The 16939-nt window shown below is 44.7% G+C and carries 19 protein-coding genes; 4 read left to right on the forward strand and 15 right to left on the reverse strand.

Going from position 1 to position 16939, the window contains the following annotated elements; genetic code table 11:
• Positions 1-6 precede the first annotated feature (6 nt).
• The 3 genes from P0M28_RS19515 (at position 7) to P0M28_RS19525 (ending at position 2152) form a co-directional block, all read left to right on the forward strand.
• Complete coding sequence (locus P0M28_RS19515) at positions 7-759, forward strand: carboxypeptidase-like regulatory domain-containing protein (RefSeq protein ID WP_302204405.1); 753 nt, start codon at positions 7-9, stop codon at positions 757-759.
• A 61-nt stretch (positions 760-820) separates the two neighbouring features.
• Positions 821-1639 (forward strand): DUF4198 domain-containing protein, encoded by an 819-nt coding sequence (locus tag P0M28_RS19520; protein ID WP_302204406.1) that lies wholly within the window; start codon positions 821-823, stop codon positions 1637-1639.
• A gap of 216 nt (positions 1640-1855) precedes the next feature.
• Positions 1856-2152 (forward strand): type II toxin-antitoxin system VapC family toxin, encoded by a 297-nt coding sequence (locus tag P0M28_RS19525; RefSeq protein ID WP_302204407.1) that lies wholly within the window; start codon positions 1856-1858, stop codon positions 2150-2152.
• A 20-nt stretch (positions 2153-2172) separates the two neighbouring features.
• Here the strand turns inward: P0M28_RS19525 and P0M28_RS19530 are convergent, their stop codons facing one another.
• Entirely contained in the window at positions 2173-2802 is a 630-nt protein-coding gene (locus tag P0M28_RS19530) for a DUF4230 domain-containing protein (protein ID WP_302204409.1), read from the reverse strand.
• On the reverse strand, positions 2802-3047 hold the full coding sequence (locus P0M28_RS19535) for a cytochrome b5 domain-containing protein (RefSeq protein ID WP_302204411.1): 246 nt from the start codon (positions 3045-3047) through the stop codon (positions 2802-2804). The genes P0M28_RS19530 and P0M28_RS19535 overlap by 1 nt, the downstream gene beginning before the upstream one ends.
• Before the next feature lie 118 nt (positions 3048-3165).
• Here P0M28_RS19535 and P0M28_RS19540 point away from each other — a divergent pair, with 118 nt between their 5' ends.
• Entirely contained in the window at positions 3166-4548 is a 1383-nt protein-coding gene (locus tag P0M28_RS19540) for a lactate racemase domain-containing protein (protein ID WP_302204412.1), read from the forward strand.
• A 30-nt stretch (positions 4549-4578) separates the two neighbouring features.
• Here P0M28_RS19540 and P0M28_RS19545 read toward each other — a convergent pair whose 3' ends face one another.
• The 13 genes from P0M28_RS19545 to P0M28_RS19605 form a co-directional block, all read right to left on the reverse strand.
• Entirely contained in the window at positions 4579-4986 is a 408-nt protein-coding gene (locus tag P0M28_RS19545; protein ID WP_302204414.1) for a hypothetical protein, read from the reverse strand.
• 127 nt (positions 4987-5113) lie between these two features.
• Positions 5114-6148: a glycoside hydrolase family protein gene (locus tag P0M28_RS19550; protein WP_302204416.1), complete on the reverse strand. Its 1035-nt coding sequence runs from the start codon at positions 6146-6148 to the stop codon at positions 5114-5116.
• 134 nt (positions 6149-6282) lie between these two features.
• Positions 6283-6651 (reverse strand): nuclear transport factor 2 family protein, encoded by a 369-nt coding sequence (locus tag P0M28_RS19555; RefSeq protein WP_302204417.1) that lies wholly within the window; start codon positions 6649-6651, stop codon positions 6283-6285.
• Positions 6652-6712: 61 nt separating this feature from the next.
• Entirely contained in the window at positions 6713-7405 is a 693-nt protein-coding gene (locus tag P0M28_RS19560; protein WP_302204418.1) for a helix-turn-helix transcriptional regulator, read from the reverse strand.
• 369 nt (positions 7406-7774) lie between these two features.
• Entirely contained in the window at positions 7775-8878 is a 1104-nt protein-coding gene (mltG, locus tag P0M28_RS19565) for an endolytic transglycosylase MltG (protein ID WP_302204420.1), read from the reverse strand.
• Between the two features lie 72 nt (positions 8879-8950).
• The gene (locus P0M28_RS19570; RefSeq protein ID WP_302204422.1) at positions 8951-9265 is read right to left on the reverse strand and encodes a DUF2442 domain-containing protein; all 315 of its coding nucleotides are present in this window, start codon (positions 9263-9265) and stop codon (positions 8951-8953) included.
• Between the two features lie 3 nt (positions 9266-9268).
• The gene (locus P0M28_RS19575) at positions 9269-9571 is read right to left on the reverse strand and encodes a DUF4160 domain-containing protein (RefSeq protein ID WP_302204423.1); all 303 of its coding nucleotides are present in this window, start codon (positions 9569-9571) and stop codon (positions 9269-9271) included.
• A gap of 24 nt (positions 9572-9595) precedes the next feature.
• On the reverse strand, positions 9596-10876 hold the full coding sequence (locus tag P0M28_RS19580) for an ImmA/IrrE family metallo-endopeptidase (RefSeq protein ID WP_302204425.1): 1281 nt from the start codon (positions 10874-10876) through the stop codon (positions 9596-9598).
• Between the two features lie 357 nt (positions 10877-11233).
• On the reverse strand, positions 11234-12499 hold the full coding sequence (locus P0M28_RS19585) for a ribulose-bisphosphate carboxylase large subunit family protein (protein ID WP_302204427.1): 1266 nt from the start codon (positions 12497-12499) through the stop codon (positions 11234-11236).
• A 132-nt stretch (positions 12500-12631) separates the two neighbouring features.
• On the reverse strand, positions 12632-13672 hold the full coding sequence (locus tag P0M28_RS19590) for a Gfo/Idh/MocA family protein (RefSeq protein ID WP_302204429.1): 1041 nt from the start codon (positions 13670-13672) through the stop codon (positions 12632-12634).
• A gap of 90 nt (positions 13673-13762) precedes the next feature.
• On the reverse strand, positions 13763-14794 hold the full coding sequence (locus tag P0M28_RS19595; protein WP_302204430.1) for a substrate-binding domain-containing protein: 1032 nt from the start codon (positions 14792-14794) through the stop codon (positions 13763-13765).
• Positions 14794-15921 carry a substrate-binding domain-containing protein gene (locus tag P0M28_RS19600; protein WP_302204432.1) on the reverse strand — a complete coding sequence of 376 codons (1128 nt, stop codon included), beginning with the start codon at positions 15919-15921 and terminating at the stop codon, positions 14794-14796. Before P0M28_RS19600 ends, P0M28_RS19595 begins: the two co-directional genes overlap by 1 nt.
• Position 15922: 1 nt before the next feature.
• On the reverse strand, positions 15923-16939 hold the full coding sequence (locus P0M28_RS19605) for an ABC transporter permease (RefSeq protein ID WP_302204434.1): 1017 nt from the start codon (positions 16937-16939) through the stop codon (positions 15923-15925).

Raw genomic sequence — 16939 nt, forward strand, 5'->3', positions numbered from 1 at the left:
TTAATTATGCGCCTTCTTCTCCTAACTATTGGTTTTTGCTTACTTGCTTTCTGGACTTTTGCTCAAAGTTCACCGGAAGGAAGCATCAAGGTTTCAGGTAATATTATTAGTGGTGAGGATCAGCCACTGTCTTTCGCCACAGTAACTAATTTATCTACCGAAACGGGAGTTATCAGCGATGAAGATGGATTTTTCTACTTAACATTTCAGCGCAATGATACCATCCGAATTTCCTCAGTAGGCTTTGAGTCGGCATTTATTTATTTTGGTGATACTGCCCAAGCCAACAACTACGATTTGCAAATTCGGATGAGCGAACAGACCTATGAGTTAGAAAATGTTACGGTGTTTGCTTTCAAAGACGTAGAATCTTTCAAACGAGCCGTACTAGCACTGGATGATCTGTCGGAAGAATCCCCCAAGGTGACAGTACCCGGTTCTTACGATGGTCCTCGTCGTGAACCGAAAGCTAGTCCCCTCAATCCGGTATCGTTTATTGCCAGTCAGTTTAGCCGCCGAGCCAAGTACGAGCGTATGGCCAGAGAAGCCAAACAGGATTATGATCGGCGACGGCAGCTTTCCCGTAAGTACAATCGCGAAATGGTGGGTGAAATTACGGGGTTAACCGACGAATCGCTGGATGATTTTATGATCTTCTGCCGCTTTGAAGAAGATTTTATTGAACGGTCTAGCCAATACGATTTGGTGCTAGCTATTAACCGCTGCTACACGGACTTTTCCAAAGAAAATAAGAATTAGTTTACTACTTCCTAAGCGAATCCCTGCTTAACTTTACACCTTATTCCTAACCTTCCGACTAATGATTAAGCGTTTTGCTGTTCTTGCCTTGGTGTATCTTGTATTCAGTGGTCACGACCTATTTCTCAAGTTAGACTCTTACTTTTTACCGCCTAACCAGCCCGTTGAGTTATACCTATTTAATGGCACATTTACTACCAGTGAAAATATTATTGCCCGAGAGCGGATGCAAAATGTAAAAATAGTCGGCCCAGCCGGTACCCAAACCCCGGAAGACGCTCAGTGGACTGACCGGAACAAAGCAACTTATTTATCATTCACTACTGGTGAAGCTGGAACTTACGTAGCCGGAGTATCGGTAAAACCAAATACTATCGATTTATCGGCGAAAGACTTCAACGAATACTTGGAGCACGACGGAGTGCTGGATGTGCTCGCTGAACGAAGGAAAAATGGGCAATTGGATGAACCAGCTCGGGAGCTATACGCTAAGCATGTGAAAGCCATCTTTCAGGTGGGCAATGAACCATCACTGCACTTTAGCCAAGTTTTGGGGTATCCGGTAGAGTTTGTGCCTCAGCAGAACCCTTACGAATTAAATACGGGTGATGTACTGCAACTTCAATTGTTAGAAAATGGTAAACCGCTAGCCAACCATTGCGTTTATGCTGCTTTCTCGGCCGAGAACGAACACGCACATTCGGGAGAAGAGCATGAACACGATGAACGGCAAATTAAAACCAACGCCCAGGGAATGCTTACCGTCAATCTAGATCATGCCGGGCAATGGTATCTCCGCTGCATTCGGATGGTAGAGAGTGATGCTGATAGCTTGGAGTACGAATCAAACTGGGCTACACTAACGTTTGAAATGAAGTAACGGGTATTTCACGACCAGAGGTTCTGATTACGAATAGATAGAGCAGTGATCTGATGTAGGTTACTGCTAACAAAACTTAAAGCCCTCCTCAATCGTATTACGTTTATATTTACCACATGCTAACAGTTCGTTTATCTACTGAGACTGAGGATAAGTTGCGTGAATTTTGCCAGCAACAACAGAAGACCAAATCGCAAGTAGTGAAGGAGGCTTTAGTTGCGTATTTGCAGAAAACTGAAACAACTGCTTGATTTTAGCATCAATGCACAAATTGATTTTCTGGAATGGATTCGTCGAGGTGGAATAGAAATTACCGAGCTAAACCAGTCACATATAGCTCGTTTAATTGAACTAAGTCGGCAATTCTCAGATGTTCCTATGGATTTAGCTGATGCTTCCCTAATTGTTGCCTCTGAGAACTATGGGATTACTGAAATAGCCAGTATTGACTCCGACTTCTACATCTACCGCGATATTCGGAATCAGTTCCTCTCGAATATATTTCCTAAGTAGCTAATTTACCAGAATAAAATCTAATCAGCCGGAGCAATTCGCGTGGTGGGAATCTTTTCGGTGAAAATAATAGTCTTCCCGGAAAGCTCTTCCAACATGGGTCGTAAAATACGATGAGCATTCACTTCCGTTTCATCCAAAATTTCCGAGCCAGTAGCCGCATCGCGAATCTGGCGTTCGGCCTGACGGTACGCTCGGGAAATAAACTGATCGCGATTAGCAAATAAACCAGTTTCTACTGAATACAGACGGGTCTTCTCTAAATCCAGTTTATAATAGCAGAGTTCAGGTTCAGGCAGGTGCATCCACACGGTATCGCTCGTAATTTTAATATCAGTAGTACTGATTTTTAGAAGATCTAAGCAACCTACGGCTTCTCCTTGAGTGATGAGAATAGCCTTAGAGTCAGAATCCAGTTTGAAAATATTCAAAAATTCCGGGCTCAGCTCTTTCACTTCGGTTACTTCCTGAAAGCGATATTTCACTAGCTCCATTTTACCCAAAGCCTCAATTTCGGTAATCAGCATGGTTGTGACTTCGGCTTCAGATGGCTCGGGTACTACCGAAGTAGTCCAGTTTTGCCAGTGATATCCGATAAAAAACGGAATACCCAACAATAGAACCAGACCCATGAATCGTCGGACACGCATCAGCTTGAATTTTTTAATTTGCCTACGGCAGTAAAACGATTAAATACTGATTCGGTATGCGGAGCATCGCCTAATTCATGGGTCAAGTCCTGCCCCGCCCAATGCTCGTAGTGCTTCCCACTTTTCCACAGTCGCGATTTACTCACATCGTAAATTATTCCCTGGTAAGCACACCACACTTCCTCCCGATCTTGTCCGTTGCGGAGGGCTAGCTGTTGAGTGGTATATTCGCGTAGATTATTCACGGTATGGCATCTATTGCTCAAATTTCTGAAGTTTCAAGAATAATCAATTACTTTCACAATTATTGTGGTAAACTTCTGAAGTTTCGTAGTAATCGTGAAAACTGAGGCACCCTAATCTATGAATCTCAAAATTGAATACGGCGATGGGTATATCAATATCAACTGTGAACATCCAGTAGATGTACGGGGGATGGCGGGAAATCCTGAGGCGATAGCGTTGTCAGGGGGGATTATCGATGCTTTAGAGAATCCTATCAACTCTCCTTCATTACTGGAAATTGGTAAGCAGAAGATTGCTACGAATACTGATGCTTTGGCCGTGATTGTGGTGTCGGATAATACCCGTCCGGTACCCTACCGGGGCGAGCATGGTATCATGCGCTACATCATTCGTACTTTGCTGGAAGCGGGATTTACTCAACCGCAAATCACTATTATTATCGGGGCAGGTTCGCACCGGAATATGGAAGCAAATGAGATTGAAGTAATGCTGGGCTTGCAAGAATCGGGATTAGGTGAGGTGAAAGTTACCAACCATGAGTACGATAATGACGATCATCTGATTTATCTGGGAACCACTTCCCGAGGTTCGGAAGTAACGGTCAATCGGCAGTACTACGAAGCTAATTTGAAGATTGTAACCGGGTTGGTAGAAAGCCACTTTATGGCCGGAGCTTCGGGTGGGCGCAAGGGTATTTGCCCGGGTATTGTAGGGATTAAAACACTCAAGATATTTCACGGAGCCAAGTTTCTCAGCTCGGCTAAAGCAGCTGACTTAGTGCTGGAAGGCAATCCGCTTAATGATGAATCATTGGAGGTGGCGCAAATGGCGGGTTGCGATTTTTTGGTCAATACCACATTAGATGCCGACAAACGGATGACTGGAGTGTACACCGGTGATCTGGTAGAAGCTCATCAGGCAGCGGTACAAAAGATCCGGGAGTACGTAGTGGTTCCATTGGAGCAGCACTACGATATTGTGATTATTCCGGCAGGCTTTGTGGGCATCAATCATTACCAAGCCGGAAAAGCGGCGATTGAAGCGGCTCGGGCGGTGAAACCTGGCGGACAGATCATTATCATTGCCAAAAATACTGATACTGATCCAGTAGGAGGAAAGGGCTATAAGCAATCGCTAAAATTGCTAGCGAAGCACGGAAAGGAAGAGTTCTTACGAATGATTAGTGACCCCCAATGGGAGATGATTCAGGAGCAGTGGCAGGTGCAGATGTGGAGTAAAGTGCTTACTCGTATTGAGCAGGAAGATAACCTCATCTACTGCGCCCTGGAAATCCCCGATGTGGAATATGAGCACTTACCAGGTGTACCAGGTTGGCGATTAATAGATGCGACCGATTGGCAGACCTTGACTGATGAGCAAAAAATTATCCGAATGACCGAGGCAGCAATCCAGCGAGCTATCGGCTCATCCAATGTATCTGAATCGTCTATTCTGCTACTCAAAGACGGCCCCTACGGCATTCCTGAAGTAGCAAAGTAAGCATTATACATAGTGCGGGCTCGTATAAGTTTAAAGCATGTACATAATACCGAGTGCTACTAGTACCAGACTATATATTGCTACTCCAATATTTATTCGTTGAAATAGCTTAGGGTCGTTCATAACTCTAGCGACGTAGGCTCGGAATTTCTGATAGTTCAGCATTTGTGCAGATACTTTAATAAGAATTAAAGTCAACAGCAGAGCAATTAGCCACGACGCCCGAACATCAGATACAAAAACCATATACCAAGTGTAACCCACCAGTATTACGGCAGCGAATGCCACGAAATACAGCCACGCTGGCTTTTTCTGTGTATACGCCTCATGCTCTTCCCATTCATTCCAACGCCTGCCAAGGTAGGCAATGATAATACGAGTAATGATACCTATGACCGCCCAAGCAAAACAAATAACTGCAAAATAATTAAGCTCCATAATGCTTTACGCTGTGAGTAGGTAGACCCTCTATATCCTATTTGCAACATAGCTACTGTGGCTCACATTATTACTGATATACGTCAGCTTACAGTAAGACTATGAATGGGTTTACTCAGGTCTGGAGTCAGTTTACAGCAGGGTTCAGTAACAAAGGAAAAGGTTCGTCGCGGTCGCAAATCACTTTGTTATTTTCTAGCCGAAGCCGGGCCACTTGAATGACTGATCGCCGTTGCCGATAGCCAATTTTATCCCAGGAGGTGTTGGGGCCAAAGCTTCCTTCGGGATTACAGTGGTAAAAGATGTAGGCGTATTCTCCGGCGGGTACCACATCGGCGTGGTGCCCTTGGGCCGTATCGTCTTTCCGCTGACCTACCCCGCCTAGAATCACCCCTTGCTTTTCCCAGTTCTTAGCGTCATTTGATCGGTAAAGTTCTATGCCGTACCAGGGGTCGGTAATCATCCAGTAGCTATCTCGCCACTGAAACACATTGGCTCCCTCACACTGAGTAGTATCTACGGCTTGTCCTTTCGGAACCCAATTGAGTAGGTCTTCACTGTCGGCGTAGTGGGTGGTGTACCCGGCATTTTCGTGCTTGAACCACATGCGGTACGTATTATCTGCTAAGCGAACAACGCTGGGGTCAATCACTCGGTCCGACTGTAAATCTATCTCTTGTTGAAAAGATAAATCCCACATAGATGCGCCAGTGAAGAGCAAAATATCGTGCTTATCGTCGTAATGCTTGGTAGGTATGCCCTGAACAAAGCTGACGAACAGGTGGTAAGTACTATCTTCGTAGTACATATCGGGTGCCCAGTAGGTGTTGTGTCCCGGTTCATAGTCTAAGTTCAACGTGCCGCGATAAGTCCAATTAAGCCCACCGTCAGTAGAAGAGGCAACGCCAATGGCGGTTCCATGTACCCAAGCCAAATCCGAAACCCTAACATTGGCCCGTCGCTGAGTGTAAATCATCCACCAATTTTGTTCCTCGTAGTTCCAGAATACCGTAGGGTCAGCGGGCGCATCAAATACTGGGTCTTTGAATAAAGGAGCTGAGGGAGTTTTATCCGAAGGCGATTGCGCGAATAGAGTGACTAAGGAAACCAAAAGTAAGCTGCCCGTCAGTAAGCTTCTTCGAGTAGTGTAGGAATCAATCATCTTTTCGGCGGCGGCTTCAAGTTTTACTTTACTATCAGAAGCAGTTAAGATAAGTGATTCACTACGTTCTTCCTAAATGTGGTACAGTGGTAGCATCTCTGTGGGACACTACCACAAGTGAGGGCTCAAATTAATTAGTCTACGGCGTAAAAGAATTGTTCAGACACGATTTTGCCATTCTCCACTCGAAACACTCCCACTTCTTCATCGGTATTTCTTGGTCGCCCTTGCATAGTAATATCCATTTTCATGGCAGCCGTAAAATGATTGCCCGCTACTATTGGCCCTTCAATTTCTACACCATGAAGTTCTTCTACCATTTGGCTCCATTGCTGTTCTTTCTTTCTAATGGCTTCTAGTCCTTCTACTTTTTGTGCAGAAACTTGGGCTCCTTCCATTTCCAGACTGATGCAATTAGCATCGTATAATTCTTCCTGCGCTTTACCCCACTGACCCTGGCGGCAGTATTCAGCCCATTGGTTGGCAATTTCTTGTGTTGACATACGTGATAATGTTTTTAGTTAGACAATACCCAAAGGTAGCGGGGGTGAATGACAGAGCATGTCAGGGGTTACGATTAAATTCGTCGCAGGATAAAAATTTTCCTAGATCAAAACGCTGATCTTCAAACGTTTCCTCTAAGATTTTGAAGTGCTGGATTCTATCCAATCGGAACGATCGGTAATCTTGCCGTAGACGGCACCACCCTACCACAATCCACGTTTCGTCGTAACAAAAAATTGCTAGTGGTTCTATCTTACGGCGAGTAGTTGCCTGATTCTTATCTTTATAGTTCAGCTCAGTGATCCTAAAGTTGACGATTGCCATTTGTATGTACGAAAGTGAGGTGGTCTTTACTTCATCGGCCTTGCTTTTTACCACCAGCATTTTGCTACTTAGCATCTCGCCCTGCGATTGTAAAGTACTCTTAAATACCGATTTTATTTTCTGTAATGTTTGCTCAAAGTGCTTAATCAATGAATCGTCATTGGTCTTGGCAATTAGTTGTTCCGCCGTAATCAACGCATTCACTTCGGCTTCGTTAAACATGATAGGGGCTACGCTATAGCCATCCATTATTGAGTAACCTCTTCCCTCAATGGTGATAATGGGGACACCCGATTCTTCCAATTTTTTAATGTCGCGGTAAATAGTTCTTAGACTTACATCAAACTTCTTAGCTAACTCACCCCCGGTCGTTATTCTCTTCGACTTCAGTATGGTGAGGATGGATAGAAGCCTAGCCAGATGATTCATGTTTTTTGTCGGTTAAATTACCAACTGAGTATGACATTTTCTGTCAGGGGCTACTCTTTTATTTTCTTGAGAAGTTAATAATTGAAGACTACTGTTAAAGCAATAGTACGTTCTCACTAGCAGATATCAAATCCCCCCAACCCCCTTTTTCTAAGGGGGAGGTGTAGCCTAGTATTTTTGATGTGCATAACGAGCGTAGCTCTATTTGTTTGCTATGTCCCCCTTTCGTGAAGGCCCACTGCTGCGTGGGGTAAGGGGGGCATTTGATCTTGCTGAGAAAATGCACTAATAAACATTAGTATCTGCCAGTCCACTTCAACCAACGAATCCAGTTTAAGTACGTTTTCAATATGCCAAATAGAACTTAGATCACTTGCCTCGCTGCCGAGATAGCCATCGTTGGTAGGCTGCTTTTCCCTTGGCAAAACCAGCGGCATCGGCGTAGAAGTGATGGGAGCCATCGCCCGCTTCTACGTTAAGCACGTAGTATAAGTAGTCAGATGATGCCGGATTAAGTGCTGCTTCCAGTGCTGATTGGCTGGGGGAGCAAATTGGTCCCGGAGGCAAGCCCTGTATTCTGCGGGTATTGTACGGATGATCTACCTCGACATCACTCTTATGAATGATTCCATCCCAGCGGTTGAGTAGCTTAGCAATATAAACGTTGGTGGCATCAATGCCGAGGGGAATTCCTCGCTCCAGCCGATTATAAATTACCGAAGCAACCAGCGTGCGCTCACTATCTACTTTAGACTCGTTTTCAATGAGGCTGGCAATAGTAACAATTTCTTGCTTGGTTCTACCCATGTCTTTCGCCAGTTGCCCCCACTCTGGTTGCCAGACTTGCTTAAACTGCTGCACCATCTTTGCAATTACAGCTTTAGGGTGCGTATCGATTTCAAAGTCGTAGGTAGTAGGGTAGAGGTAGCCTTCCAGGTTGGTAGCCTGAGGAGCAAAATCTTGGATAAGGCTCGTGTCATTCATCATGGCTAAGACCTCCTCGGAGGTTAGCGCCGGTTCTACCGGAAATTGGGCAGCAATGCGTTCCGCCATCTCAAACCGCGACCACCCTTCGGGAATAGTAAGTGCTTTGGAACGTCTTTTTCCGTCCTCCAATGTAGCTAATACCTCTTTCGGGCTGATGGGTGAAGGAAAACGATAATCTCCGGCTTCCAATTGTAGATCGGTAGCAAACAATCGTAGATATAGTTTAGTAGCCAACGGTGCTTGTATGATTTGGTAGTCTTCCAATTCTTTCAGAATCCGATTGGAAGCCATTCCCCGCTCAATAGTGATATACTCGGAAGAATAATCGTGCGCTACTGGGGTATCTAAGGCACGCTGTAACCAAAAGTAGCCTCCCGCTAATCCCAAAATTACCAAGACTAAAAAGAGTAGTATAAAACGAGTCAATTTCATAATCGTTTTGGCGTAGATTTTAGCTTGCTCAAAGCTAAGAGATGCTATGGGCAAGTGCAAACTTACTTTTTGTAGTCTTCCGCAAGAGCACTGCCAATAGTTTTGAGGTAAGCTAAATAATTCCTACTACGCCAGGTTGTAATTCCTTTCTCCTTCTTTTAGTATGCTGTTTTTGTAAAGGTCTTTTAATGGAAAGCACAGATCAAAATCATTCCAATCCAGATTACCGCCTTTTATCTGATAGGTTTTGAATAGCTCTTCGTCCAAGTATTTCTTAATAGCCGGATGCATTGCTTGTTCTAAAAAAGGCTTAAAATCCACTAACTTTTGATGCCCATCGCTAAAGAATATACGGACAGCAAAGTCACCAATATAATTAGCTCTAACGATACTAAGGGTTTCGCGCTTTTGTACTTCAGAGTATTGCTCAGTAATCTTCATAAGTTATAATCTTTGCGTGACCTTCTCAAAATCTACCTCTCTATGATATACGAAATATTCAACCCATTTGTCTACAACAGCATCAGCATAATGCTCAATAAACTTCTTTAAGTGGTTTAACTCTTTGCCTTTTAGTGGTTTTCTTCCTCTTATATTAGTGATGACGATTTCTTCAACGATTCCATCCACTACAATAATTTCCGCCTTACTCTCAAACTCACCGGAACGAGCGTGCACGTGGATAGGCTCATGCTCGTTAGAGTAGAAGAAAATAATAATTCCCAAGTATTCGTATAGCTTTGGCATTCTTTGCTTCGGGTAGTCTATAAATTAGATTATTAACTCATCATCGTATTCATCAATAATTTGCCCAATTGATTTTAAACGAGAAATTTCTTCCAGTAGATTCATTTCTCTCAGTTTATAAATGATAGAAGTTTTGGTTACATTGAAAATGTATGCCAATCGTTCAATTATTTCAAAGAAAGTTCTTTGATTATCATATTGATCGTCTACATATAGTTTGCCCCTTCCTAGTCCTCTCTCATCCTGACAGCGCCAAAGCCATGCTAAAATACAGGCTCTAGGCAATACTAATGAAGAAGCAAATTGGTTTGCTTGCCACTCAATCCAGTTCTTCGGATTCTGTAAATCATATTTCCCAGTTCTGAAGTTCATTTTTGCATCTTCAAAATTCTCATAAGTTGTTTGTCCTATTTTAAGTTTACTATGTAATATATAATGACCAAATTCGTGAGCAAGAATAAATAATTCTCTTCCGGTACCAACTATTGAGTTGTTGATAGAAATCAGCTGTTTGTCTCTATTGAAGCTACCTAGTAGCTTTGAGCTAGAAGCTATTTCCGTTACTTTTATTTTGTATTGCGAGTCTAAGTACTTTTTTAGTTTGTTAGTGCTTAGAGTTCGGCCTTCCTCCATTATATAAGGATCAATTTTAGGAATTTCCCCCTCTGCTATTTTTGTAATTCTATCACGGCTCAATTTGTCTATATTGTATGAGACGTAATTGCTATTTTCTATTCTTCTAAATGCGCTAAGAATAACAGAGTCTACAAGCTTTTCAAGAGGAATACTATCTTTATTAATAATACTTTCCTCAAGTGAGGATTTTAAGATTGGAATCTTGGCTTCTATTTTATCAAGGCTAGATTTGTGTAAGATGATTTGATAGTTCTCAGATGACTCTCCCTGTACGAACATAATTCCTTCATTTTTGGCAATGTTGTATCCCCCTTCTTGTAAGGGTGCGTTGGTAATAAATATAGCTTTTACATTCAGACCACTGACTTGCTTAACTTTTGATTGAAACTCTTCTATATCATCAACTGGGATAGACTTTCCGTAATTCTTACATTCAATGAAATATGTGAATGAAGCTCTTTGTGAATTAGGAGGCCATACCTCAATGCTTAAATCAAAATATATATTCTTTTCACGGGATTTAGAGTAATATCCTTTTTCTTTTCGCCCGTAAATCCTTATGTATTCACGCAAATGAGGAATTTGAGATTCGTCAATCATACGCTCTACTATTTGCCTAGAACGATTCTCAAAATCGTCTCCTTTCTCTATTGTAGTTCTCTCTGACATCTTCAATTCATAGTAGTGTGACTGCTAATTATTTTATATTGATGTATAGTTAGCAACAGCTCACATTATATGATTCATATTAAGAGCAACTTACGAAATACTCAATCAATCTTCCTAAAGCTTCTCTAGGAAATAGCAACTGAACCATTTAATCAGAAGCGCAATCAGGCATTAGCCGAATTGTACGTCTGGCAGTAGGAGTTTATCCGGGTTGTCAAGATGGCACTCAAAAACGATCCTCAGCTACTGGAAGCTCTTGGTATAGTGGTGGTCAATTAACAATGTGCAGTGAACAGTTAACAATGTGCGACTAAATGCAACCCTCTGATTCTAGGAGAGTTTGCACATTGCACCCTGCTATCGGCTCCCGTATAGTTCGATTGCTTGTTGAATTTCTTCGTGATCGTTCTGTAGATCGTAGATGGTTTTTCCTTGCATCGCCCCCTCCCAAGCCAGTTGAATACTGCGGACTCCGGCAGCTAGCCCACCAGGATGACCGGTAATGCCTCCACCGCAGAGGTACATCAAATCTACGCTTTGAATGGCCTGGTACGTATCATGCGCCTGCTCGGCCCACTGCCCCGACGAGATTACGGGAGTCACCGGATAGCCTCCGCCCTGTGGATTTAGGCAAGCTTTGATAGAGCGAAGCACGGATTCGTCGGTTTCGCAGAATTTGTTGCGGATACCGTTGGTGTGAATATGATCGGCCCCAGCCAGCGAAAAAATCGTTTGGTAGACTGGAAACTCCAACCCAATGGCTTCGGAGCGAGCGTACAATCCCCAACCGTTACGATGCCCGTGAATGGGGAGTTGACTGTGCTGGCGCAGTTTGGCAATTCCGCTAACGCCAACCCAGTTGAGGCTCGCCATCACGCAGGTGCCTCCTTTTTGTAAAACGTAATCGTGGCGACGGAGCATATCGTCTATATCCCCGCTTAGGTTGAAGGCAAACATCGGCTTTTTACCATGCTGGTCGGCGTAACGATTGATTACGTCCATCACCGCATCTACCCGTTGTTCGAAGGGGGAGTGGGGCGAGTCGCCCATTAGTTCATCGTCTTTAATAAAATCTAGTCCCGCTTCAATCAGGGTTTTTACCTGCTGAGCCGTTTGTTCTGGGCTAAGTCCTACACTGGGTTTAATAATGGTTCCGATGATAGGACGATTATCAACACCAATCAGCTTGCGCGTGCCTAGCGTGCCAAATTGCGTACCGGGGTAAGCTTGCTGAAATGCTTCGGGTAAGGTAATATCCAGTAATTTGAGGGCAGAAAAAGGAGCAAGTTCAAACAGGTTACCCGCCACCGTCGCCATTAGGTTAGAAAGGTTGGTACCTACATTCTCTATTGGCCAGGAAAGCGTAATTTTAGCCTGTTGATAAGTAGGATTAGAAACACCTTTGGGTACTCTCGCGCCCAGCAAGGAAGGTTGAGCTGCTTCGCCCACCACTTCAATACTTTCAATGTGAGCCGCGTGCTTCTCCTTCAGCTCATCTGTCTCGCCCGGAGTCTTTACAAAAGTACCCGAAGACTGCTCCCCCGCCATAATCTCCGCCGCCCGCTCCAGTGGAAAAGCAGTTTCAATCAGGTAAGTAGCGTGAATTGGACGAGAAACGTTCATAGTGTTGTAGCGTTATGGTGTTATAGTACTTAGTGTTATAGAGCTTTAGGGTCAGATCTCAAAATTCAGGTTAACGTAACTCAGAACTTTTTAATACTCTAACACTATAACACCAAGCACTATAATACTACTTTAAGAGAATATCGGTTCTTCTAACGTAATGACCTGCTTCATTTTAGCGGAGCGGTAGCATTCGTAGACGAGTTGTAGCGTTCGGTAGTTATCGATAGCGGTGGTTTCGGGTTTAGTGCCGTTCTGTAGGGCAGTTAGAAAGTCTTGATTGATGTTTACCATACTAGAGTGGACTAGGGCGTAGTCGGGGTTAGCCCAATCGTACTTTTTAGGAGTAGCTACTTTGCGATAACTTCTTTCGCGGGTAGTAACCATAATGCGATAGTTATGATCTAGGCGAACGGAACCCTTACTGCCTTCAATCAGCAGTAAGGTGTGAGGAAAAGCTTCTTTTTCCAGTACCGAGGCGTAGGACATCTCCGCGTAGCAATGCACGCCACTGTGCATCTCCAGCAATACGTTGGCTACGTCTTCTCCGGAGATAGTTGGATTTACCCGCTGAGTGAGGCAACGCAGATTAGCCGCTTCGCCAAATAGAAAGCGAACCATATCTAAGGTATGTGAACCAACGTCAGCCAGAATAAACCGATCGAGCTCCGCTAGATTCGGTTGATTATCAAACACTGGAAAAGCCGAAGTAAAAGTGACCCGCCCCTTAAATGCCTGACCAATTTCGCCGGAGTCTAAGATTGCTTTCACTCGGCGGATGGGGGCTTGCCAGCGGAAATTCTCATGAACAAAAAGTGGAACCCCGGCTGCCCGATGAGCCATAATCATCTGCCGGGCGGTATCCATATCAGGCGCAAACGGTTTTTGACAGATAGCTGGCAGTTGATACCGGGCGGCTAGCTGGGTAAACTCAGCGTGAGTATCTATAGTTGTGATAATATCCACAAAATCCAACGACTCCTGCTCCAGCATGTTCTTGGCATCAGTGTAGTAGTTAGAGACACCAAACTTCTTGGCTGTCTGTTGGGCTCTCTCGTCGTCCTGGTCGCACACGGCTACTATTTTGGCTCCTTCCAGTTCCTGCCAAGCTGCAATCTGATACTGGGCCCAAAACCCGCAGCCAATCACTGCAAATGATAACTCCTGACTCATGGCTCAAATATAGTGATAGAATCCAAGAAGAAAGGGAAAAGCCGAGAAATGGAGGAGTAAAATATCCGATAATCGATAAGATATTTCTGTCTAGCGATTTAGAAAAGGCTGCATGTTTTCGGGAGTGATAGCAAAGGTGCCGGTATTGACGGAGTAAGGTACATTGGCAATGCCTATTGCCTGATCGTTTTTGGATAGCTGGTTGGTGCTATGTACCATATCGTAGAGGAACTGGGCTCCGTACCAAGTAAATAGCTCGCGTTTTTGGCAAACCAGTTGCTGAATAGCCCCTTCCTCCATCAAAGTCAACAGCTCGGGTTCGTAGTTAACGGTAGTCACTTTCACTTTACCTATTTTTCCGGCTTCCTTCACCGTTTGGGCGCAGCCAAAGCCACTCATGGGGGTGAAGGCGCAAAACGCTGATAAATCAGGGTTGGCACTCAGCACATCGGCAGCAATCTTCGCTGATACCTCAGCATTCGCCTGATCGTTGTACTTACCAATCAATTCAATATCGGGGTACTGCTTTACTACATCCATTAGGCCGCGGTAGCCGTTTTCCATGTTAGTCATGCCCAGAATACCGAGGTAAACGATCTTGCCCTCACCATCAATGAGCTTCACTACTTCCTCACCCATTAGTACGCCCATCTCATACCAGTCAGTGCCGAGGAAAGCATGTCGTTTGCTCTTAGGAATATCTGAATCGTAGACGACAGTAGGAATCCCGGCTTCTACGGCTTTATCAATTGCGGAAGCAATGGCTGGATCAGTGCCGTTAATTAATAAGCCGGTGGGCTTGGTGCCGATGACTTGCTCGATGACCGAGATTTGTGCTTGTATGTCCCATTCAGAAGGGCCGAGGATAGATGTTTTCACTCCCCGCTGCTGTCCCCATTTCTTAAACGCTGCTTGGTCGTGATTGACGTACATAGGATAATTAACAATGGTAGTAACCATCACGTACTCCTCGTCCGAATTGACTTCCACCGTCTGGCTAGCAGCTTGCTGTTCGCGGTACTTCGCACCCTTTTCAGGATCGCAAGCTAGCAGCAGGAGGTTTATCAGTAGAAAGCTGACGCAAGTTCTGAAATGAGAAAGATATCTACTACTGCTATTCATCAATCAATGAATTGATCTACATTTTCGGGGGTGATGGTGAGTAGTCCGGTATTGACGTGGTAGGGTACGTTGGTGATTCCGGCAGCTTGATCGTCACTCGAGAGCCGGTTGGTTTGGTGTACCATATCGAAGAGAAATTGGGCTCCATACCAGGTGAACAGTTCGCGCTTTTGTCCAACTAGTAAATCGATCACTCCTTCTTGTACCAGTTTTAGATGTTCGGGCTCCCAATCAACGGTGGTTACTTTAATTTTACCCATTTTTCCGGCTTCTTTAATGGCCAAACCGATGCCCGGACCACTGTTGGAATCAAAGCCGCAGACTCCAGCCAAATCGGGATTGGCACTAATCAAATCGGAGGTGATACGCGCTGCTTCTTCCACGTTGGCTTTGTCGTCGTACTTACCGATGAATTCAATATCGGGGTACTCCGCTAGCACATCCTGCAATCCTTGAAAACCGGCTTCCATGTTGGTCATGCCTAGAATACCCATACAGGCTACTTTACCCTTACCGTTGATCAGCTTTGCCATTGCTTCGCCCTGCAAACGTCCCATCTCGTACCAATCAGTACCTAAGAATGCGTGACGTTGGCTCTGGGGAATATCTGAATCGTAGACGACGGTAGGAATTCCGGCTTCCACGGCTTTATTGATGGCCGAAGCAATGGCTGGGTCGGTGCCGTTGATTAGCAAGCCAGTGGGACGCGTGCCAACTACCTGCTCAATGGTGGCTATTTGTGCTTGTACGTCCCACTCAGAGGGGCCGAGAATGGAAGTTTTTACGCCCCGTCGTTGTCCCCACTTCTTAAAGGCGGCCTGATCGTGGTTGACGTACAATGGCATATTTACGGCGGTGGTAACCATCACGTATTCTTCGTCTGAATTGACTTCTACGGCTTGGTTGGCAGCTTGTTGTTCACGGTACTTGGCACCTTTTTCGGGGTCGCAGGCAATCAGGGTGAGAAGAAGCAAGGAAAAGAAATAGATTTGATGATAACTGATTCGGTTAGAGTAGTTAGGCCGGCGATTTACAATCCCCCTAACCCCCTTCACCAAGGGGGTTAGGGGGATTAGACTACTCTTAGATTTTGTTAAATACTCTACTAAATCTAAATAATATCTCATGTTAGGCTTCTACTTGTTTGGGTGATGCTATCGAGGTAGCTTGTTGAACGTATTTTTTAGGAGTGGTTCCGGCTCGCTTTTTCAGTATGATATCAATGGCAACGGCGACAATTAGAATTAGGCCGAGAATAATTTCTTGCCAGTAGCCGGAGACTCGAGCGAGAATCATAATGTTGCTGACTAGCCCCATAAAAAGCGTACCGAGCAAAGCTCCAACGATTTTCCCTTGCCCGCCTAGCAAGCTAGCCCCGCCCAGAATTACGGCGGTGATTACTCGTAGTTCCATTCCGCGTCCAGAGGTAGCCAATGCTGCTCCTAAACGGGAGGCTAATAAAATCCCAGCGATACCCGCCAGGGCAGAAATAATAACAAAACCAATAATCTTCACCCGATCTACTCGGATACCCGAGAGGTTCGCAGCTTTTTCGTTGCCTCCGATGTAGTAGAACTGGCGGAAGAAAACAGTGCGAGCGACCAGAATACTGAATACCGCGACAATAATCAGCATAAACCAGACGGGCGACTGAATACCTAAAATCTTGGTCTGACCGATAGCGTTAAAATCTTCTGGAAGATTTTGGATACCTGCTCCAGCAATCATCAGGGCTAGTCCACGGACAATACCCATCATCGCCAATGTCTGAATCAGCGGGTTGATGCCTACTTTCGCGACCAGCAAACCATTTACCAATCCGATAACGGCAGAAAGCCCAAGTCCCACCAGAATAGCCACCGGAGTGTACATGCCGTAGTAGTACATCAGGTAGGCAGTGATGCTACCGGCAAACGCCACCACCGAACCTACCGACAGATCGAACATCCCTGAAATCAGCAAAAGCATCATACCTACCGCCACAATTGACTCAATGGAGAGATTGAGCAGCACCAGTGAGATATTATCAAAAGTAGGGAATTTGGTTGGCCAGATCAGACTACATACTACGAACATCACTACGATAGTGAGGGTGAGCGTAACGACGCGATCCTGTAATCCTTGAAGTATGCTGGCTCGATTCAT

Source organism: Tunicatimonas pelagia, assembly GCF_030506325.1.
GTDB lineage: Bacteria > Bacteroidota > Bacteroidia > Cytophagales > Cyclobacteriaceae > Tunicatimonas > Tunicatimonas pelagia.